21 protein-coding genes are annotated in these 20,891 nt (G+C 50.7%); 12 read left to right on the top strand and 9 right to left on the bottom strand.

Annotated elements, in window-relative coordinates; genetic code table 11:
- Positions 1-271 precede the first annotated feature (271 nt).
- The 3 genes from purL to AC5E51_RS03285 all read left to right on the top strand — a co-directional run bounded on the left by purL (position 272) and on the right by AC5E51_RS03285 (position 5,752).
- On the top strand, positions 272-4,147 hold the full coding sequence (gene purL / locus AC5E51_RS03295) for a phosphoribosylformylglycinamidine synthase (RefSeq protein ID WP_491778120.1): 3,876 nt from the start codon (positions 272-274) through the stop codon (positions 4,145-4,147).
- A gap of 520 nt (positions 4,148-4,667) precedes the next feature.
- Entirely contained in the window at positions 4,668-5,216 is a 549-nt protein-coding gene (locus AC5E51_RS03290; protein ID WP_301378083.1) for an NADPH-dependent FMN reductase, read from the top strand.
- Positions 5,204-5,752, top strand: a complete 549-nt coding sequence (locus AC5E51_RS03285) for a GNAT family N-acetyltransferase (protein ID WP_301378084.1) — start codon at positions 5,204-5,206, stop codon at positions 5,750-5,752. Before AC5E51_RS03290 ends, AC5E51_RS03285 begins: the two co-directional genes overlap by 13 nt.
- A gap of 84 nt (positions 5,753-5,836) precedes the next feature.
- Here AC5E51_RS03285 and AC5E51_RS03280 read toward each other — a convergent pair whose 3' ends face one another.
- Genes AC5E51_RS03280 through AC5E51_RS03270 form a run of 3 tightly spaced genes read right to left on the bottom strand, consistent with a single transcriptional unit; the run spans position 5,837 to position 6,717 of the window.
- Complete coding sequence (locus AC5E51_RS03280; RefSeq protein WP_301378085.1) at positions 5,837-6,061, bottom strand: CopG family antitoxin; 225 nt, start codon at positions 6,059-6,061, stop codon at positions 5,837-5,839.
- Between the two features lie 34 nt (positions 6,062-6,095).
- Positions 6,096-6,383, bottom strand: a complete 288-nt coding sequence (nadS, locus tag AC5E51_RS03275; RefSeq protein WP_301388771.1) for a NadS family protein — start codon at positions 6,381-6,383, stop codon at positions 6,096-6,098.
- On the bottom strand, positions 6,376-6,717 hold the full coding sequence (locus AC5E51_RS03270; RefSeq protein ID WP_301388770.1) for a type II toxin-antitoxin system RelE/ParE family toxin: 342 nt from the start codon (positions 6,715-6,717) through the stop codon (positions 6,376-6,378). The genes nadS and AC5E51_RS03270 overlap by 8 nt, the downstream gene beginning before the upstream one ends.
- A 436-nt stretch (positions 6,718-7,153) precedes the next feature.
- Here AC5E51_RS03270 and AC5E51_RS03265 point away from each other — a divergent pair, with 436 nt between their 5' ends.
- From AC5E51_RS03265 to AC5E51_RS03255, 3 genes are all read left to right on the top strand, one after another.
- Entirely contained in the window at positions 7,154-7,948 is a 795-nt protein-coding gene (locus AC5E51_RS03265; RefSeq protein WP_301378120.1) for a hypothetical protein, read from the top strand.
- Positions 7,949-8,059: 111 nt separating this feature from the next.
- Positions 8,060-8,932 (top strand): MOSC domain-containing protein, encoded by an 873-nt coding sequence (locus tag AC5E51_RS03260; protein WP_301388768.1) that lies wholly within the window; start codon positions 8,060-8,062, stop codon positions 8,930-8,932.
- 260 nt (positions 8,933-9,192) lie between these two features.
- Positions 9,193-9,864 (top strand): type 2 periplasmic-binding domain-containing protein, encoded by a 672-nt coding sequence (locus AC5E51_RS03255; protein WP_297533789.1) that lies wholly within the window; start codon positions 9,193-9,195, stop codon positions 9,862-9,864.
- Here AC5E51_RS03255 and AC5E51_RS03250 read toward each other — a convergent pair.
- Positions 9,858-10,760 (bottom strand): alpha/beta hydrolase, encoded by a 903-nt coding sequence (locus tag AC5E51_RS03250; RefSeq protein ID WP_068434869.1) that lies wholly within the window; start codon positions 10,758-10,760, stop codon positions 9,858-9,860. The two genes, AC5E51_RS03255 and AC5E51_RS03250, sit on opposite strands and share 7 nt — an antisense overlap.
- A gap of 98 nt (positions 10,761-10,858) precedes the next feature.
- Between AC5E51_RS03250 and AC5E51_RS03245 the strand changes: the two genes are divergently transcribed.
- Positions 10,859-11,398, top strand: a complete 540-nt coding sequence (locus AC5E51_RS03245; RefSeq protein WP_301388767.1) for a TetR/AcrR family transcriptional regulator — start codon at positions 10,859-10,861, stop codon at positions 11,396-11,398.
- 63 nt (positions 11,399-11,461) lie between these two features.
- Here AC5E51_RS03245 and bfr read toward each other — a convergent pair whose 3' ends face one another.
- The 4 genes from bfr to AC5E51_RS03225 all read right to left on the bottom strand — a co-directional run bounded on the left by bfr (position 11,462) and on the right by AC5E51_RS03225 (position 16,057).
- Entirely contained in the window at positions 11,462-11,929 is a 468-nt protein-coding gene (bfr, locus tag AC5E51_RS03240; protein WP_068434876.1) for a bacterioferritin, read from the bottom strand.
- 246 nt (positions 11,930-12,175) lie between these two features.
- Positions 12,176-13,270, bottom strand: coding sequence for an alkene reductase (locus AC5E51_RS03235; RefSeq protein ID WP_068434878.1), 1,095 nt, complete (start codon positions 13,268-13,270; stop codon positions 12,176-12,178).
- Between the two features lie 110 nt (positions 13,271-13,380).
- On the bottom strand, positions 13,381-15,105 hold the full coding sequence (locus AC5E51_RS03230) for a Na/Pi cotransporter family protein (RefSeq protein ID WP_491778119.1): 1,725 nt from the start codon (positions 15,103-15,105) through the stop codon (positions 13,381-13,383).
- A 127-nt stretch (positions 15,106-15,232) separates the two neighbouring features.
- Complete coding sequence (locus AC5E51_RS03225; RefSeq protein WP_068434879.1) at positions 15,233-16,057, bottom strand: ion transporter; 825 nt, start codon at positions 16,055-16,057, stop codon at positions 15,233-15,235.
- A 283-nt stretch (positions 16,058-16,340) separates the two neighbouring features.
- Here AC5E51_RS03225 and rpsP point away from each other — a divergent pair, with 283 nt between their 5' ends.
- From rpsP to AC5E51_RS03200, 5 genes are all read left to right on the top strand, one after another.
- Positions 16,341-16,592 (top strand): 30S ribosomal protein S16, encoded by a 252-nt coding sequence (rpsP, locus tag AC5E51_RS03220; RefSeq protein ID WP_068434880.1) that lies wholly within the window; start codon positions 16,341-16,343, stop codon positions 16,590-16,592.
- A 23-nt stretch (positions 16,593-16,615) separates the two neighbouring features.
- Positions 16,616-17,137 (top strand): ribosome maturation factor RimM, encoded by a 522-nt coding sequence (gene rimM, locus AC5E51_RS03215; protein WP_068434883.1) that lies wholly within the window; start codon positions 16,616-16,618, stop codon positions 17,135-17,137.
- Between the two features lie 36 nt (positions 17,138-17,173).
- Positions 17,174-17,932, top strand: coding sequence for a tRNA (guanosine(37)-N1)-methyltransferase TrmD (gene trmD / locus AC5E51_RS03210; RefSeq protein WP_491778118.1), 759 nt, complete (start codon positions 17,174-17,176; stop codon positions 17,930-17,932).
- Between the two features lie 10 nt (positions 17,933-17,942).
- Positions 17,943-18,296, top strand: a complete 354-nt coding sequence (gene rplS / locus AC5E51_RS03205; protein WP_301180663.1) for a 50S ribosomal protein L19 — start codon at positions 17,943-17,945, stop codon at positions 18,294-18,296.
- 130 nt (positions 18,297-18,426) lie between these two features.
- Positions 18,427-19,284 carry a DsbC family protein gene (locus tag AC5E51_RS03200; RefSeq protein ID WP_491778117.1) on the top strand — a complete coding sequence of 286 codons (858 nt, stop codon included), beginning with the start codon at positions 18,427-18,429 and terminating at the stop codon, positions 19,282-19,284.
- Between the two features lie 783 nt (positions 19,285-20,067).
- On the opposite strand, the gene AC5E51_RS03195 is transcribed toward AC5E51_RS03200, so the two are convergent.
- A complete protein-coding gene (locus AC5E51_RS03195; protein WP_491778116.1) occupies positions 20,068-20,880 on the bottom strand; it encodes a pseudouridine synthase in 813 nt (270 codons plus the stop codon).
- Positions 20,881-20,891 lie beyond the last annotated feature (11 nt).

The following is a 20,891-nucleotide window of genomic DNA, read 5'->3' as shown; positions in this document are numbered from 1 at the left end:
CCTTGGACTTGAGAGTTTAGCTCCTGTGAATGAGTTAAAACAGCGATGCGGGAGAATTTTACCTTCGCCTTAAGCAGTGAATTGCAGGTAGTACTTTGAAATATATACAGAAAATAGAGTTTGTCTGGCACAACATGCCACTCTGACCTCAGGAACAGACTGTTCTTTCAGTCATATCTGTTTTTCTATTGCTTCACCTTCCGTATGGCAGATGAAGGGCTGATCCAGTACAATTCGGCCTCATTTTTTTCCTGTTATGAGTCGAACCACCATGCTTGAGCTGCGTGGCGCCCCGGCGCTTTCCTCATTCCGTCAGAACAAAATCCTTAACAAGCTGCAGTCAGCGGTGCCAGCAGTAACCGGCGTGTACGCCGAATTCATGCACTTTGCTGATCTGAAAGCCGATTTGAATGACGCTGAACTCACTGTCCTTGAGCGCATTCTGCGCTATGGGCCAAAGGCTGAGCAGAAAGACGGAGCGGGTGAGCTGTTCTTAGTCGTACCGCGTTTTGGCACGATTTCGCCATGGTCTTCTAAGGCAACCGACATCGCTCATAACTGTGGCCTGAGCAATGTGGATCGTCTTGAGCGTGGTGTTGCTTACTACGTTGAGGGTGCAACAGCAGCTGACCGTGATGCCGTGGCTGCAGCACTGCACGACCGCATGACTGAAGTGGTACTTGAAAACAGCGCCGCCGCTGAGAACCTGTTCTCTCACGCTGAGCCTGCGCCGCTGAGCACCATTGATATTCTGGGTGGTGGCCGTGATGCACTGATCGCTGCTGACCAGAACCTGGGCCTGGCTCTGGCCGACGACGAAGTCGACTACTTGGTTGAAAACTACATAAAGCTGGATCGCAACCCGACTGACGTCGAACTCATGATGTTCGCCCAGGCGAACTCCGAGCACTGCCGTCACAAGATCTTTAACGCCAGCTGGACGATTGACGGCGAAGACCAGGACAAATCCCTGTTCGCCATGATCAAAAACACTTACGAGTGTTACAACGAAAACATCCTGTCTGCGTATAAAGACAACGCCTCTGTGATCCGTGGTCATCACACTGGCCGTTTCTTCCCCAATCCAGATGGCCGTGAATATTCTTACCATCAGGAAGAAATGCACATCCTGATGAAGGTTGAGACCCACAACCACCCAACCGCGATTGCACCGCACTCTGGTGCAGCAACCGGCTCCGGCGGCGAGATCCGTGACGAAGGCGCAACTGGCCGAGGCTCTAAGCCAAAAGCGGGTCTGACTGGTTTTACTGTATCTGACCTGAAAATTCCGGGCTTCGAACAGCCATGGGAAAGCCAGTACGGCAAGCCTGATCGCATCGTATCTGCCCTCGATATCATGATCGAAGGCCCTATCGGTGGTGCAGCATTTAACAACGAATTCGGTCGTCCGAACCTGTGTGGTTACTTCCGTACGTTCGAACTGCAGCACGATGGCGAAGTTCGTGGTTACCACAAGCCAATCATGATTGCGGGTGGTTACGGCAACATCCGTGACGAGCACGTACAGAAGGGTGATATCCCTGTTGGCGCACGCCTGATCGCACTGGGTGGCCCTGCGATGCAGATTGGTCTGGGCGGTGGCGCTGCCTCGTCTATGTCTTCTGGCCAGTCGAATGCCGACCTAGACTTTGCCTCTGTACAGCGTGAAAACCCAGAAATGGAACGTCGTTGTCAGGAAGTTATTGACCGCTGCTGGCAGCTGGGTGACAAAAACCCAATCGCCTTTATCCACGACGTAGGTGCGGGCGGTCTGTCTAACGCCTTCCCGGAGCTGGTATCTGACGGCGGCCGTGGCGGTAAGTTTGAACTGCGTAACGTACCAAACGACGAGCCGGGCATGAGCCCGCTGGCGATCTGGTGTAACGAATCTCAGGAACGCTATGTAATGGCCGTTGCGGAAGAAGACATGGACGCGTTCGACGCTATTTGTGCCCGTGAGCGCTGCCCATACGCCGTAGTCGGTATCGCCACCGAAGAAGAACACCTGACCGTGACCGACAGCCACTTCGACAACAGCCCGGTAGACCTGCCCTTAGAAGTCCTGCTGGGTAAGGCTCCACGTATGCACCGTGACGTTGCGACCCGTGGCAAAGCCGAAGAGAGCTTCACCAGCGCCGGAATAGACATGACGGACGCCGCTAAGCGCATCCTGACGCTGCCTACCGTGGCGAGCAAATCTTTCCTGATCACCATCGGTGACCGTTCTATTACCGGTACCGTTGCGCGTGATCAGTTCGTTGGCCCTTGGCAGGTGCCAGTGGCTGACGTTGCCGTAACGACCTCGTCTTACGACACCTACGCCGGTGAAGCGATGGCGATGGGTGAGCGTACCCCTGTTGCACTTATTGACGCACCAGCATCTGGTCGTCTGGCAGTGGCCGAAGCCATCACCAACATCGCCGCAGCACCCATCAACAAATTGGCTGACATCAAAATGTCGGCTAACTGGATGTGTGCAGCGGGTCACGAAGGTGAAGACGCCAAACTGTACGACACCGTAAAAGCCGTGGGTATGGAACTCTGCCCAGAGCTGCAGGTAACTATTCCTGTGGGTAAAGACTCTATGTCGATGAAGACCCGTTGGAATGATGCAGGAGAAGACAAGGCCGTTACTGCGCCTATGTCACTGATCATCACCGGCTTCGCGCCAGTGTCTGATGCACGCAAAGTACTGACGCCAGAACTGAAGCGCATTGACGAAGCCTCTGACCTGATTCTGGTCGATCTGGGTCGTGGTCAGAACCGTCTCGGTGCTTCCTGTCTGGCACAGGTATTCAACCGCGTGGGTGATACTGCGCCGGATCTGGATGACGCAGAAGACCTGAAAGCCTTCTTCGCTGTGGTACAGGGCCTGAACGCTGATCGCAAACTGCTGGCATACCACGACCGTTCAGACGGTGGTCTGTTTGCCACCCTGACCGAGATGGCGTTCGCTGCGCATACGGGTCTGGATATCAAACTGGACTTATTAGCAGAAAACAAAGATGAGCTTGCCGCAGCCCTGTTCGCTGAAGAACTAGGTGCAGTCATGCAGGTAAAACGTGACGATCTGGAAGAAGTACTGGCACAGTTTGAAGCGGCGGGTCTGGGGGACTGCACTCAGGTGATCGGTACGCTGAATGACGACGACCAGATTACCTTCAGCTTCCAGGACGAAGAATTCCTCAGCGAAAGCCGCGTGACCTGGCAGCGCCTGTGGGCACAGACCAGCTACGAAATGCAGGCATTGCGTGATAACGCCGACTGCGCGAAGCAGGAATTTGATGCTCTGCTCGATGCAGAAGATCCGGGTATCCACGCTGAACTGACCTTCGATATTAATGAAGATATTACAGCGGATCTGGGCGACGAGCGTCCGCTGGTAGCGATTCTGCGTGAGCAGGGCGTTAACGGTCAGATCGAAATGGCTGCGGCCTTCGACCGCGCTGGTTTCGCCACTGTTGACGTACACATGAGCGACATCCTGTCGGGCAGCGTAACGCTTGAAGGCTTCCGTGGTCTTGTGGCGTGCGGCGGCTTCTCGTACGGCGACGTACTGGGTGCCGGTGAAGGTTGGGCGAAATCGATTCTGTTTAACGAACAGGCTCGTGGTCAGTTCAAAGCCTTCTTCGAGCGTAATGACACCTTCGCACTGGGCGTATGTAACGGCTGTCAGATGCTCTCCAACCTGCACGAACTGATCCCAGGCACTGAGCACTGGCCGCACTTCGTTCGCAACACCAGCGAACAGTTCGAAGCCCGTGTTGCTATGGTTGAAGTTCAGGAATCGGATTCTGTCTTCCTCGCAGGTATGGCCGGCTCACGTATGCCAATCGCCATCGCCCACGGGGAAGGTCGTGCAGAATTCGCCGACGAATCAGACATCGACGAACTGGCAGGCCAGATTGCACTGCGCTACACCGACAACTACGGCAAAGTCACCGAGCAATACCCACTGAACCCGAACGGTTCACCGCAGGGTATTACCGGCCTGACCGCTGCCGACGGCCGCGTCACCATTATGATGCCGCACCCAGAGCGTGTATTCCGCGCGATCCAGAACAGCCATATTCCAGGCGACTGGGACGAGGACGGTGCTTGGATGCGTATGTTCAGAAATGCGCGGGTGTGGTGTTCTGAAAACTAAGGAGTAAGCCAAAGCTGCTTTACTCGACTTGGAGTTGTTAAATCTGAACTCAAAATGCTCATTTACTACACGTAAACTGCGCTTTTTCGTTCAGATTTGCCTAGCCAATTCGTCGTCAGCGACGCTTTTGCAATACTCCTTTGAGAACTAACTGCATTGCCTGTGTAGGGTAGGCGATGCCTACCATGCCTGCCCATAAAGAAAGCCGCTGGTCAGTAATGATTAGCGGCTTTTTGGTTCTCTGGGAATCTATAGGTAAATCACACCATGTAGGAGCGATTCAGCCAGCTTGCTTGGCTATTCGCGATCAACTGCGGGTATCACTGTAGGAAGGAATATGACTCCCTCATACAATTACCGGATAAGGTTTTATCGAGCAGTGTATATGGAGTAGTCTGGCAATCTGGTTGGATGAAAGGGCGCTTTCTATACTAGCAGCCGGAGGCTATTCTTTGTCCCGAGAGCGATACCGATTGTGGAGGTACGCTACTTATGAAATTACCGTGTTAGCTAGGATGCTATGAAAATACTCGCTATATCAGGAAGTTCCCGCAGATTATCTACGAATACAGCCTTGTTGAATGCAATGAAGGATACGGCCCCCGAAGGGGTCGAACTTACAGTTTTCAGTAGTCTTGATTCCCTACCCATTTTCTCTCCAGATGCAGAAGGCGCCTTAACACCAGATGTGGTTTGTGACTTTATCAAGTTAGTTCAGGAGTGCGATGGCCTGATTATCTCAAGCCCAGAATATGTCAGAGCCATTCCCGGCGGGCTGAAGAACGCAATCGACTGGATGGTTTCTCGATTTGAAATTGTCGATAAACCAGTAGCGTTAGCGCATGCCTCTCATCGTGGAGATGATATGCTTTATTCATTGAGGCTGGTTCTTTCGACGGTAAGTAGTAAATTTTTTGAGGACCATTTTTTGCGTATCCCCCTTATTGGTAAAACGCCTGATGAAGTATATGAATTACTTAGAAGCACTGAGTTGCAGAAGGACGTTTCTAGGTTTCTTCATGCTTATTTGGCTGAAATTAGGGGAGGTAGTACACAATGCACCAACTGACTTTTAATAATCCGATATCAAGCTTTGAAGATCTGGTTATCGTTTCTCAACGCATTTCCTTGACTCCTATTTCTGAACGGTTTCGAGAGGATATTTATCGCGAATTCACATCAGAAATTACTCGCTACATGATGCCGCCTCCACCACAGGATATCTCCGAAACGCTTGAGTTCATTCGCAGCAGTATTGAAGGTATGCAGCGCTCGGAAGAGTTAGTGTTTGTAATAGTTGATACTGAAGGGCAATTCCTCGGATGTGCTGGTTTGCATTCTCGTGAGTCTTCACTTACTCCAGAGCTAGGTATCTGGGTTAAAAAATGCGCTCATGGAAGCGCTTTGGGTCGGGAGGCCGTGCGCTGCCTGAGGGACTGGGCTTCTGAGAATCTGAAACTCAGTTACTTTATCTACCCAGTTGAGAAGAAGAATCTGGCAAGCAGGAAAATTGCTGTGTCGCTAGGCGGAGAGATTATTAAAGAACAGAAAACATTGTCCTTGTCGGGTAATCTGCTAGATGAAGTGGTTTATCATGTCCCATAGCATCTGATTCCTAGAATCACAGACAGGGTGATTCGAAAATAGCCTGGGAATACTGACTGAATTGCTACCGCAGAAATCAGAATCTCAAGACTTCGAATGCCACGAAATATCCACTTCACGATGCTGCGCTACGCAGTCGCGCAGGTACAGGTTGATCAGGCTCTGATAGGGGATGCCTTTTTCTTCGGCCATGTCTTTAAGGTATTCAATCACGTCTTCGCTCAGGCGCATGGTGACTGATTTCTTCAGTTTTGAAGCGTAAGGATTTTTACGCGACTTCATTTCTGATAAATCGTACTCATCTTTCATCGAATACCCCCATTTTACGAAAGCTTCGTTCTAATCAGTCCGCCAGCGCCCGCAACACCAGCTCAGGCTCCCTCGCCACAACATTCAGCAATACCAAAGCCGGACCTTGAGGGGAGCGATCACCGCGCTCCCAGTGGCGCAGGGTACTGACGCTGATGCCAAAGGCAGATGCAAACTCATTCTGTGACATATCCAGTTTTGCCCGGATAGCCTTAACATCTAAAGGGCCAAACTCATGTATGACGGCTTTTTGGGATTTGCCCTTAGAAAACTCGACGGCTTCTTTCAGCCCTTGTTCGATACTTGCGAATGCATTACTCATCAACATCACCATAATGCTTACGTAACAGGTCGGTGAGTCTGGCCAGGTCGTTTCGCTCAGCCTTGCTGAGATTAGCCTTTTCACCCTTCCCAAAAACAGTCAGAAGAAAGAGGGGCATGGTTCCGTTATGGTAGAAGTACACGACACGTGCACCACCGCTTTTACCTCGCCCTTGAGCAGACCACCGTAGCTTTCGTATTCCGCCAGTTCCTTGCAGGATGTCGCCAGCCATAGGATGACGTGCTAAGTAATTGATAATACTCAGCTTCTCTTCATCCGTGAAAAGATTGCTAGCTCGCTTCTGAAATTCAGGGAGCTCTACAATTGTCTGCATGGTTATTAGTGTAATCCAATGGATTATACTTCAGCTAGATGCAGGCATAATAGTCCGGTTTACATAGACGTCACAGCGCCGGTCACTGCTGAGGTTGTTCGCGAATAGCCACGCAAGCTGGCTGAATCGCTCCTATAGGGTGGTTTGAAGCCTGAACCGTGTATTGTCCGATACGCTGTCGGGAATAAGATTCTCTCCTACAAGCGTGGGATTAGGTTTCATCGAGCAGGGTATCGCGAATAGCCAGGCAAGCTGGCTGAATCGCTCCTACAGGGTGATTTGAAAGCTTAACCGTGTATTTGCTGGGAATAAGATTCCCTTCAGTTGAGTGGCGACCAAAGCTCTTTATCTTGTGCCTTCCGGCATACTTCAACTATCCTGAAATATGGTTCGATATTGAGATTGTTATGATTCTGTTGATCTCCCGGAAGGTGAAGTGAGTCAGGCTTTGGGCTTTCAGGCATTAGTGAAGTGTTGGGTTGTGGTGCTGTCAGCGCTGCTACCCTGGCAGCTGTGTCTGGCCAGCAATGATGGTGCGGATGTGAGCGAGGCCCCGTTCGTCATCGCTTACTCTGCCGATCCTGCCGAGAGTATTACGATGCGCTGGTACGATATGGTGGTCAGGGAGGCCTTCCGTCGGCTGGATCGTGAGTTTGTTGCACGTGTCTATCCGCCAGTTCGATCCGGTATGTTGCTAGAGCAGGGGCAGGTTGATGCCGAGGCCATCCGTCCAGAAGGGTATAGCAAAGTGTACCCTCAGGCTGTACGGGTCAATCAGACGCTGCTTGAAGTGGCCTTTTCTGTTGCCGTAACCGATCCTGATTTGAAAATTACCAAATGGGAAGACTTTCGTAGGAAAGACTATCGTGTCGAATTTGTCCGCGGTGTCGAGCCGCTGGAGCAGATACTTTCTGAATACATTGATGAGGATAGCCTCTCTGAGGTATCGGAAGTTGAACAGGGCATCGCTAAGTTGATCGCGGGGCGTACCGATGTGCTGGTAGATTTCAGGGGCCGTATGCTGCTGGATGCGGATGATTTGAGGCTTCGTGGTAAAGGGATTTATATCTCCGATATTGAAGAGCAAGTGCCGCACTATACTTACCTCAATATACAGTATACTGATCTTGCGGATGCTCTGGCTGAGGTATTTGCTCAAATGAAAGCAGAAGGCTTGTTCGATCTCTATATGAAAGAGGTACGGCAGGCATTCAGTGAAACTGGCCGTTAACCTTCAGTCCTTATTGTTCCGCCTGCATTGCAGCTCGCCACATAGCTACGTCTTATAACGTATGGTTCCTGTGAACTTGCTCGTTTACTTTGGTGATACGAGGAGGTTCTGATGATTAAAGTAGGTACGGTTAAATCAGTCTGGCGTTACCCGGTGAAAGGGATGGCGGGTGAGGCATTGTCAGAGGCTGATGTACAGCGTATGGGGGGACGAGGCGATCGAATTCTGGCGGTTCAGGATGTCGTTCGTCAGGAGATTCAGAGCTGTAAGTTTCGCCCTCAACTTTTGCAGTGTCGCGCACAATTTACTGACCCCAGCGATATTCACAGTGGTGTCACTATTCGCTTTCCTGATGGTCAGTGTCTTCCATCAGATGCGGAGGACGTGGATGTAAAACTGTCAGAGCTAGTTGGTCAGCCCAGTCGCATTCAGGCTTTAAGGCCTGCTTCTGATAAGGGGTTTTATCAGCGTTTTAAAGAAGACGATCACACCTGGCTTGATGAATTAAAAGCGACGTTCGAACGCCTACCCGGAGAGCCTCTTCCAGATCTCGATAATTTACCCGAAGAGATGCAGACGTATGTGTCTGTGTTGGGTAGTTTCTTTCTGGTCTCTCCGTTTCATATTATTTCTACGGCCAGTCTTGAGTATCTGAAGACTAGGAATCCAGATTCGGACTGGCAGATCGAGCGCTTCCGGCCAAATCTTGTTGTGGAAACATTCCCTGAAATGGAAGGGCTGGTTGAACAAGCCTGGGTTGGTTGTTCTTTGAAGGTCGGTGAGGTCACTATTTTATGTTCTGATACAGCACCAAGGTGCGGTTCCGTTGTTCGTGAACAGCATGGAATATCGAAAGACCCGCAGGTTCTCAGAACCATCGTCCGCGACGCTGAGCAGAACCTGGGGGGCTACGGTGATATTTTTGAGGAGGGAAAGGTCCGCGTTGGTGATGCGGTATACTTATGTCGAGATGATGATTGCTAGTGCTTGAATGGCATCTTAAGCCGCAGAATGTATTAAGTAATTTATCAACGCCCTGCTATTGTATAGCTATAGCTCGCTGGCAATGTGTGACGACGATAAGGATCTATTACTGTCCTGCTGGTTTGTTCAGGCATTTTTAGGTTTAATTTATGACAGTTTTCAGCTGGCTTCGGTACGTTAGCCGCGTTTTTCTTTGGTCTCTTCTTCTCCTATCGCTCTTCTCTCATGCCGACGGCACTTCCGAACGAACCAGATTTATTATGGCTTATACGGCTGACCCAGCCCAGAGCCTGACCATGGCCTGGTATCATCGGCTTATTTCTGAGGCATTTGATCGCTTAGGTATTACGCTGGAGTATGGTGTCTATCCTCCACTTCGCGCTAACACTCTATTGAACACTGGTAAAATCGACGTCGAGGGCTTACGTGCTGCAGGTTATGAGAACGATAATCCTGCGGCTGTTATCGTGCGGGAGTCGATTCTTACGACTAAGTATGGGTATGCGACGGTTGATCCGGATATTCAGTTTGAGCGTCTCGCAGACCTGGAGAAGACAAGTTATCGGGTTGAATACCTGCGTGGGGTTGAGCCGCTGGGTGAAATGCTCGCCGCTCGCTTGCCTGAGGGCTATCTGTTCGCCATAACGAGCCCGGAGCAGGGGCTTCATAAATTATTGGCAGGACGTTCCGATGTATTTGTGGACTTCCCAGGGCGCCTTTCGGCGTTGAAAGAGTCACTGGGGCTGACTCTGTCAGGTATTCGCGTCGCAGAATTTGAGGATGATATTGTTGTTTATCCCGTGCTCCATCGGCGGCACGCTGATCTCGCTCAACCTCTGCAGCAGGTGTTGAGCGAGATGAAAGCTCAGGGATTATTTGAGCAATACATGGAAGAAACGCGGAAGATTTTCCTGCTACCTCATGATCAGTAGTTTGCAGGCACCAGCTTTTTAATGAAATTTAGCTGTCTTGCAATGTTATCTTCAAACCAGTGATCCAGATATGGATCGAAGTGGTTGGCGTCGATGGTTTGTATCTCCACCTTTTCAGAAGACAGCTTACGTACTTTTTCCTCATCAAACGGTGCTACGGTGTCTCGGGTGGCACCAATAATTAACATCGGGATTTTTATGCTTTTCAGATGTTTCCGCGGGCGGTAGAAGCCCATCGTAGCCAGTGAGCGTGCTGCAACACGGTTATCGTTCTCGCGCTTCAATGTGTCTGAAATCCAGCCTTCCACTCGCCATGCTCCGTCACGGTCCATTGAGGAGTATTCGCCTTCCGGTGAGACAATCGGTACGTAGTGTGCTGCGAACGGGTTGAGCATATCGCGCATCATATCGACCCCAAAGCGGATCATACGTGCTGGCGGAACCGCTTTTACTGCCAGCATACCGTCAAGCATCGGCACTTGAGCAATCGCGCCGCGAAGTTCGGGATGTTCTGCTGCCGTTTTCACAACATGGCCACCGCCAAAGGAACTCCCCCAGAGAATGATGTTTGTCTGATCAACGTCGGCCAGCGACTTTGTATACGCCAAGGCCGCCTCGACGGTCTTTTCACGCTTCCAGGGGCTGATGGTATTGCGCGGTAAGCCTTCGCTGTCGCCCCAACCCGGATAGTCGAATGTAAGCACTGCAAAGCCTGCCTCGTTAAATGCGTCGATAAAGCCGGTTACTAGTGTGAGTTGAGTTCCACCCCAACCATGCACCATCAGAATGGTGGGATATGGGCCCTTGGCGGTAGTGGGTCTGTGAAGGGTTGCTGCACAACTGACACCCTGATTTACGAATGTTCCTTTCAATCGATTCTCTGACAATACGTTCATGGTATTAGCCTTTTGTTCTCGGTTTTCTTTTCTTGAATGGCATTCAAGATAGCGCATCTGTATCTTAAACGTCAATCAAGAAAGTGGCTGGGCAGTTAATGGCACGTAACAAGCGTCACGTAGAGCAGAAGATCAAACGAGAAGAAATAGAAGCGGTCGCTATGGCATTGTTCAAAGAGCAGGGCTATGACAAAACGTCGATGGCCAGTGTTGCTAAGGCTGCGGGCGTTGCTGCGAATACCATCTACTGGTACTACGAGAATAAGGACGACCTGTTGGTTGCGGTGCTTAACCGTGAAGTGATGCAGGCAATGCCTCAAGTGATCGCCATGCAGAACGCCCCTCTGACGGAACGGGTGCTGAAGTTGATTGAGCAATTCGAAAGTTCAGGCTCATTGATGACGGATGTTCATTCCAGAGTGTCGCATTCCGAGGTTGTGCGTGACTGGCATGATCGCTTTCATCAGATGGTGGAGCAGTTGTCAGTATCAGAACTCATTAAGGCAGGTCTTGAGCCAGCGGTGGCAGTTCTGGGCGCCCGCTTGATGGTTTATGTTATCGAGGGCCTGCTTGCGCATCCTCATACGCTGGAAGAGCGGGTTCAGGTTGTAGAGCACGCGTTGGGAAAGTTGATGTAAGTTAATAGCAGACATAAAAAAAGCGCCATAATGGCGCTTCTTATTTTGATAAAAAAGAGAGCTTCACATTTGTGATTGCAGGTAGTTCTCAATACCAATCATTTTGATCATTCGTAGCTGACGTTCAAGCCAGCGAGCGTGATCTTCTTCTGTATCGTAAAGTAGAGGCTGAAGCAATTCACGAGTCTGATAGTCTTTCTCTTCTTCACAGATTTCCATCGTTTCCTTCAGCAGGTCAGCTACGTAGTACTCGACATCCAGGTCGGCTTGTAGCATTTCAGGAACCGTTTCACAGACATTAAGATCGTCTGCATTAGAAAGATCGGGAGTGCCTTCCAGGAAAAGAATACGTCGCACCAACACATCTGCGTGCTGGGTTTCTTCTTCCATTTCGTGGCTAAGGCGTTCGTAGAGTTTGTTCAGCCCCATGTCTTCGTAAATGCGCGAGTGAGCGAAATACTGATCGCGGGCGGCCAATTCACAATTGAGAAGTTTTTGTAATTGATCAATGACGCGTTGGCTGCCTTTCATGGGATGCTCCGGGTTGAGTAGATATCTCCGGTAACGATAGCGCGAGCACGCGTGCGGAACAAGCCAAAAAGCCTGTAAATACTAGGGTAAGGAGTGGTTTTTTGTAATGAACCAGACGACTGAGAATTGTTCTTTTTATGTTTTGAAATATCCGTTTTATTGCAACACGGACTGAAGGCCCGGAGGGAATATAAAAGAACAGCCGGGCAAAATGCCCGGCGTTGCTCTCATATTATGTATTTTGGATTAAGCTTCAGCTGCTTCTAACGCTGGATAATCGGTGTACCCTTTTTCATCCTGCGTGTAGAAGGTATTCGGGTCGGGTTCGTTGAGTTCTGCTCCCTGGCGAATGCGCTCTGGCAGGTCAGGGTTGGCAAGAAACGCAGTGCCGAACGCGATTGCATCCGCATTGTGAGAGTCGACGGTATCAGCGGCTTCTTCAGGGCTATATCCCATATTAAGAATTAACTGGCCGTTATAGAGCGAGCGGAACGGCGTCACCACGTCTGCTTTCTGTTCGCCCAGAAAGTCAGCGCGCATCAGATGGACATAGGCGAGGTCCTTCGGGTTCAGGTGTGCCGCAAGGTATTTAACCAATGCCACCGGGTCACTGTCTTTCATGTCGTTGAAGCTATTCAATGGCGAGAAACGCACGCCGACCCGGTGTGGTGTAAATACTTCGCTGACTGCGTCCAGTACTTCGGTCAGGAAGCGTACCTGGTTGTGCCATGAGCCACCGTAGTTATCGTCACGGTTGTTTGCACCGTCACGCAGGAACTGATCCAGCAGGTAGCCGTTTGCACCGTGTACTTCAACACCGTCGAATCCTGCCTTTTTGGCATTCTCAGCGCCTTTACGGAAGTCATTAACCAGATCCTGAATCTGATCTTCAGTGAGTGCTTCTGGTTTCTGATATTCGAATTGCCCTTCTGGGGTTGTTGACCCACCTTCGATAGCTATCGGGCTGGCGGAAACCGCGGGTTTTCCATCATTAAGCTCAGGGTGAACGGCGCGCCCTGCGTGCCAGATCTGCATGAATATCCGCCCGCCAGCGGCATGAACTGAATCCGTGATTTTTTTCCACTCGGCAACCTGTGCGTCAGAGTAGATACCAGGCTCACTGGCAAAGGCCGACGTCTGCGGTGTGACCATAGTGCATTCAGTGATGATCAGGCCTGCGCTGGCACGCTGGGTGTAATACTCACGCATCAGTTCATTGGGCAGGTGGTCGATGGCGCGGCAGCGCGTTAACGGTGCCATGATGATGCGATTGGGGATTTCAAGCGAACCAAGATTCAGAGGCTTGAAAAGGGTGTTCGTTGTTGAGGCTGAAGTGCTCATGATGTGCTCCTCACAGAGAGTATGTCTCTGTGAGAGAGCCAGACAGGTCGTTGGTTCCTGTAATTTCAGCGACAGTCTGTTCCCCACAGTGAACAGACTGCCATTCGGGATTACACGCGCTGCGCTTTGAGTCGGTGGTTCGCCGCAGACTCATTGACGTTGAGGATATGGTCGCCGATGCGTTCAATCCGGTTGAGGACATCAATGAAGATGACGCCGGCACGGGGGCTGTAGTCGCCATTTTCGAGACGGAGGAAGTGGGTGTCACGGAAAGAGTCACGTAATTCGTCAATACGATTTTCAAGCTCGATAGCGCGCTCCAGACTGACTTCCGAAGGCTCCATTGAGGCACTTTGCTGCATATTCTCTACAGCCGCTCTGAGTGCTTCCATCATTTGCACCATGTCAGCCCGGGCATCATCCGGCCAATGGCTTCGTGCTTCATACAGCCGTTCTGACAGTTTCGAAATCTGGAAGTAGATGTCGGCGATGCGCTCCATATCGTTGATCATGGTCTGGAGAAAGCGAATGCGCTCTGTCAGGTCGTGCTCAAGGTTGGTGTTCTCACTGACCCGGACGAGATAGTCGGAAATCTCGATTTCCAGCTGATCCGTGGCTTCTTCAGCCGCAGCGATGCGCTTGAGTAGCCTGGATCTTGATGCCTTGTTGTCGAACAGAAGTTCATCGACGTCAGCATGCATACGATTAAGTATCCCGGCAAACTGCTGAGCTTCCTTCTGGGCCTGTTCCAGCGCTAGTGCAGGAGAGGTCATCACACCAGCACTGATGTACTTCAGGCGGAAGTCGTCAGCCCCGCCCGCGGTCTCCGGAAGAATGCGTTCGATAAAGCGCACGATATAAGGAATAAAGGCAAACAGCAGGATGACATTCAGGATGTTGAACGAGGTATGGAAGAGCGACAGGCCCAGGGTTGCGTTGGGTCTGGCTTCAGGGGCATCGCTCAGAATAGAAACCGGTGCCGTTGAGAAGTTCTGGACCACCATATCAATCAGGTGCATGACCGGATAAATGGCGGCCAACATCCAGGCAACCCCGATCAGATTGAATATCAGGTGGAAGCGGGCTGCCCGTTTCGCGTGAACGTTCCCCACCATAGCGGCGAGGTTGGCGGTGACTGTGGTACCAATGTTTTCCCCCAGAACCATAGCAGCCGCCAGCGGAAAGGATATCCAGCCCTCAAACAGCATAACCAGTGTCACCGCTGTAGCCGCCGAAGATGATTGCATAACAAGGGTGAGCAGGGTGCCGATGACTACAAAAATAAGCAGTGAGGCGTAGCCGAACCCCGTGAACATATCGAGGAACTCCAGTATCTCCGGGTTGCTGCGAATGTCAGGCACGCCATTTTTGATGAACTCAAGGCCAATAAACAGAATACCGAAGCCAACCATGGTCTCGGCGATGTTGCGTAAGCGGCTGTTCTTGGAGAACAGGAACGCGAAGAAGAGACCGATCACTGCCATGGCGATGGGGGTGATCTTCATCTTGAAGCCAAACAGAGCGACGATCCAGGCGGTCACTGTGGTACCGATATTGGCGCCCATAATCACACCCGTTGACTCGACGAATGTCAGCAGACCAGCGTTTACGAAACTGACGGCCATCACGGTCGTTGTCGTCGATGATTGGGTGATGGTGGTCGTAGCGAAGCCGGTGAACACACCAGTAACACGGTTTCGGGTCATGCCGCTAAGCACCGACTTGAGGCGGCTCCCTGCCACTTTCTGAAGGCCTTCACTGAAGATCTTCATACCGAAAATAAAGATGCCCAGGGCACCAATGAGCTGGAGGAAGTCGAAAAGAGTGTAGTTCATACCTTACCTGAATCCGGTCGCGACAATGGAACTGGGTCCGTCGGTGACTTTAGGGTCTTGATGAAGAGCGCGATTATATGACGGAAATGACCTCGAAAGTCATTCCCATGTCATAAAAGTGCAATATTTACTGATCACTGCTCCTGCGTTGCTCGAGGCGAGCAATCATGGACTTCAGCTCCTGTATTTCGTCACGCAGATCATTCATGGAAGCGTTGCCTTCTTCTTCGTCCTTCTCTGCTCGCTCTTTGGCGTGTTCATCTTCCAGTACGTTAACGACGATGCCGATCACCATATTAAGGAAGGCGAACGCGGTGAAGAAAATGAACGACAGATAAAAGCTCCATGACAGAGGGTAGACCTTCATGGTCTCGTACATAACGTCGGTCCAGTCTTCAAAGGTCATCACCCGGAAGAGGGTCAACATAGAGATGGTAATGTCACCCCAGAGTTCACGATTAATGGGCGCAAAGAAGGTCGCGCCGATGGCTGCGTAGATATAAAAGATGATGAACATCAGCAGCACAACGTATCCGAGCTGAGGCAGTGCGCGTACCAGAGAGTTCAGCAGCATGCGCAGCTCAGGGATGATCGAGACCATACGAAGCACCCGGAAGACCCTGACAAGCCGGCCTACCAGAGCCATATCGCTGTTATCAATCGGGATCAGGCTGACAACCACGACCAGAGTGTCAAAGACGTTCCAGCCATTGTGGAAGAAGCGTTTCTTATTGGGCTCAGCAATAAAGCGGACGATGATCTCAAACAGGAACAGGAAGGTGATACCGACATCCAGCCAGACGATCATCTGTGATACGGCATCCGGAATGGCGTAGGTTTTCGCCCCCACGAGAAGCGCTGAGATAATGATGACCCCCACCACAAACAACTCGAAAGCGCGGTTGTTCTTGAGGGCGAGGGCTTTGTCCTGAATCGTCTGGATAGTGCTCATAATACTTAGCCTGGAGAGGATCTTAGAATGCGCGAATATTATCTATCCTGCGCCTGAATACAATGCTGTATTGGTCGGGCTTCCCGGGCCGCTCTTTTACTTGCGGTTTTGGGGGCAGTTAGCGTACACTACGCGCCCTTTTGTGTGGGTTGCCTGTACGGCGGCCCCCAGGCCCTTCAAGTCGGCAGCACGCTAACTGCGTAACGCTGGTCTTGAGGGATGTTGAACGGTGGGCGATTTCAAAACCCGCCACTAGATAAAACGACCGGAGTAGACACACTTTATGGTAGTTATTCGTTTAGCCCGCGGCGGCTCTAAAAAACGTCCTTTTTATCACATCAACGTAGCTGACGCGCGCATGCCTCGCGACGGTCGCTTTATCGAGCGCCTTGGGTTCTTCAACCCGATTGCTCGTGGCCAGGAAGAAGCTCTGCGTATCGATCTGGAACGCGTTGAGTACTGGGTAGGTAAAGGCGCACAGCCAACTGACCGTGTTAAGAAGCTGCTGAAAGACGCTGCTAAAAAAGAAGCGTAATTCAGCTTAACCGGGGGTAAGCAGTGTCTGAGAACATTCGCGTTCTGGGAAAAATAAGCACTGCGTTTGGCATCAAAGGGTGGGTGAAGGTGTATTCCTACACGCAGCCGATGACAAACATTCTGGAGTACCCTGTCTGGCACATCCGTAAGGATAATCGCTGGCAGGAATTCAAAGTACTTCAGGGTAAACCTCAGGGTAAAGGTCTGGTGGCAAGCCTTCAGGGCATTACAGACCGTGATCTGGCATTGAGCTTACATCAGTGTGAGGTCGGGGTTCCTGAAGAGGCGCTTCCTGAGCTTGAAGAAGATGAACATTATTGGTTCCAGCTGATCGGACTCAAGGTAGTAAATACCGAAGGTGTGGTGCTGGGCCAGGTGAAAGAACTGTTTGATTCTGGTGGTGGTAATCAGGTGATGACGGTGACGCCTTGTGAGGGCAGCATCGATCAGCAGCAACGTTTACTTCCCTTTGTAGAGCAATATGTTCTTGAGGTCGATCTGGACAGCAGTGTGATCCAGGTGGACTGGGATCCGGATTTTTAACCCCTGGCCAACAGGGCCAGAGAGGAGTGAAGACCGGTGTGGTTTGGTGTTGTAACTCTGTTTCCTGAGATGATTCAGGCGTTGACCGGACAAGGTGTCAGCGGACGTGCAGTTAAACAGGAAAAAGTCAGCGTGACCTGTTGGAATCCAAGAGATTACGCTTACGACAATTACCAGACGGTGGACGATCGACCGTACGGCGGTGGCCCCGGAATGCTGATGAAAATTCAGCCATTAAAGGATGCCATCCATGCTGCAAAGGCAGCGGCCGGTGAAGGCGCTAAGGTGATTTATATGTCACCTCAGGGTCGCAAGCTGGATCAGGAAGGTGTGCTTGAGCTTGCTCAGTACGACAAACTGATCTTAGTAGCCGGGCGGTACGAGGGTATTGATGAACGTCTGATTGAGGCGGAAGTCGACGAAGAATGGTCTGTCGGCGATTTCGTACTCAGCGGTGGTGAATTACCTGCCATGACGTTGATGGATGCCGTGATCCGGTTGGTTCCTGGCGTATTAGGGCACGAACTGTCGGCGCAGCAGGACTCCTTTATGGATGGCTTGTTGGACTGTCCCCACTACACACGGCCTGAAGTGTATGAAGGTGAAGCGGTACCTGAGGTATTGCTGAGCGGGAATCACGAAAGAATCCGCCAGTGGCGCTTAAAGCAGGCACTGGGCAGAACCTGGCAACGCAGACCAGACTTACTGGCTGAACTGGAACTGACAACCGAGCAACGAAAGTTATTGACAGAATACCTTGACGAGAACGCGGCTGAGCACTCGTCAGACTGTTAAGGAGCGAACAATGAGCAACAAGAACCCAATCATTCAGCAGATTGAAAACGCACAGCTGAAAGATGCTATCCCTGCGTTTGGCCCTGGTGACACTGTTGTCGTACAGGTTAAAGTAAAAGAAGGCAACCGTGAGCGTCTGCAGGCGTTCGAAGGTGTGGTTATCGGTAAGCGTAACCGCGGTCTGAACTCTGCTTTCACCGTACGTAAGATTTCTCACGGTGTTGGCGTAGAGCGTACTTTCCAGACTCACAGCCCACTGGTTGACAGCATTGCTGTTAAGCGTCGTGGTGACGTGCGTCAGGCGAAACTGTACTACCTGCGTGAGCGTAGCGGTAAGTCTGCACGTATCAAAGAAAAGGTATAATCCTCCGGGAATACCTTTCTTTACCGAAAAACGGGCCTCGCGCCCGTTTTTTTGTGCCTGAAAGATACGGTTTCCTGCTATGGTCAGCCTGTTGAGAGAAAGCCACATACGAATGCAGAAGAGCAAAGATATGAAGAAGACACTGACCGCGCTGGTCGCTGCCATGCTGATGAGCGCGCCGGCTCTCGCTGACAATGCGAAGCTGAAAGAAACCATCGAAGCCAAGATGAAGGAAGTGCTTGGCCCGCGGGCTGATGTCACCGAGGTGGTATCACTGGGTGATGGTCAGATTTATGAAGTGGTTATGATCGATGGGTCTTTAATGCATATGACTCCTGACCTCAACTACCTCATCTATCAGAATACCCTGTACAAATTCAGTGAGGGCGGGCTGGATAACGTCAGTGACCTGCGCAAAGTGACGTTACGCAAGAAAGAAATGGCATCCATTCCCGATGCTGATACGGTCGTATTTCCTGCGAAGGGAGATGAGAAGGCAGTCATTAATGTGTTTACGGACATTGATTGTGGCTATTGCCAGAAGCTCCATCAAGAAATGGACGATATCAATGCGAAGGGTATAACTGTCCGTTACCTCGCGTATCCGCGCGCAGGTATTTTTGATCAGACCGGTGGTTACACCGAATCTTACAATAAGATTAACTACGTATGGTGCCAGGACAAGGGTGATCGTGCTGACGCTATGACAGAAATTAAATCATTGCAGGGCGAATTGTCTGGTGCATATAGTCGTGTACGGAATGCTTCCGGATCTGACAGAGAGTCGGCCATGAAGGCATTTGACGAGAAGCGCGGTGAAATGCAGTCTTTGGTGGCCACGGCTTCCTGCGAGTCTCCGGTAGCAGCACAATACAATCTGGGGCGTGCCATTGGTGTAGGCGGTACCCCTGCTATTGTCACCTCTGATGGCCAACTGATTCCTGGATACATGGAAGCAGATAAGCTCGCAGAGCGACTCGGTATATAAGTCGTCATAATTGATGCACCATCTTAGAAACCAGCTTCAGCGGGTTTTTTTATACCCTCAGCGCGGCCGTGTGCCTCTTGTGAATAACCTCATGTCAGCCAGGGTGCGGCTTTAAACGAGTTATCCACAAATTATGCTGATAGTTATCCAGAAAGGAAACTTTATGCGCCCTTCCCGGCTAGGGCGATGGTTTGACCCGAAAAGCGAATGTCAACGATCCTTTTAGGGTTTTTTCAGTGCGTCTAGGTTTATTTTGGTGCGTTGTTATGCACATGTTCAATAGTGGCCGAATAAATGTGTCAATCTGGCGTAGAAAATATGAAAGTATCTATTGATTTTCATAAGTCATTGAAAAATATAGACTTTTTGCTTGGTTAAAAAATATACAATCTAAGCTTTATGCCCATTTTATCGGGGCTGGAATGAGTTTTTAAATTATTACTCACAAAGTTATCCACAGAAATTGTGGGAAACTTAACAGGGACAAACTACGACATTTTTTTAAAAAAAAGCTTCAAAACCTGCGTTCGGGTGTTGACAGCGGAAAACTACTTAAAACTTGTTATGCACATCAAAATGCGATGGCGTCACAGGACTGACAGGATAGTGTCAATTTCTTATCGATAGAATTGTCAATCTATAAGTTGCTGATTTATATAGGAAAATTTACTGTTAATTTTTTCAGCAAAATGACAGCACCCCTTGTTTCATGCGGGTTCCAGCCACTTTTAAAAAACTTATCCATAAAGTTATCCACAGAAAGTGTGGGTAACCGTGCGCAGGTCACGGTTTCTCTGGGTTTCGGAGCTCCGGAGGGAGTAAGAATGCATCCATAGAGGGGTGCGGAGGGTGTTGGAGCTCTGACTGCAATGATTCCGGTAAGGCCAGGTTCCATTCGAAGCGGTCGAAAAGTTGACGCATTGTCCGGTCAGGTGGGGCAATCAGGGTTAGCAGTTCATTAGTGTACGGGTGGTACATCTCCAATGACCAGGCATGCAGTAACAATCGTGGTGCATCCATATGATCCCGGAAATATCTCGAGTGCCTCCCTTTACCGTATCGGGCATCACCAATAATAGGGTGACTCAGATGTTTCAGGTGCCGGCGTATCTGATGCTTTCGCCCGGTGTGAGGACGACAGTCAATTAACGAATATCGCGACTGCGGGTACTTATCAATGGCGACGGGTATCTCGACCTGAGCGAGTGAGGTGAAATCTGTAATGGCTTCCTGAGGTGGCTTGATGCGTTCATGCTTCGCGTACTTGTCGACCGGAGGCGACATCGCGTAATCGAGGTGCGTGAAATCTGGCATATAGCCACGCACGATGGCCAGGTAGTGCTTTTCGACATCGCGCTGGCGCCACTGCTCGACGACCAGGCTGGCGGTTTCAGGTTGACGTGCGAAGACCAGAACACCAGACGTCGGTTTATCGAGTCTGTGTACAGGGTAGACTCGTTGGCCTAACTGATTGCGCACCAACTGCAGGGCAAAGGCGGTTTCATGGCGGTCGATTTCGCTACGGTGGACCAGCAGGCCGCTGGGTTTATTGATTGCGACCAGATGCTCATCTTCGTAAATAATATCAAGTTCCATCACATGGTTCC

This window comes from Thalassolituus sp., assembly GCF_984348125.1.
The sequence above is the reverse complement of the archived record's forward strand: the minus strand, read 5'-3'. Positions and strand labels throughout refer to the sequence as shown.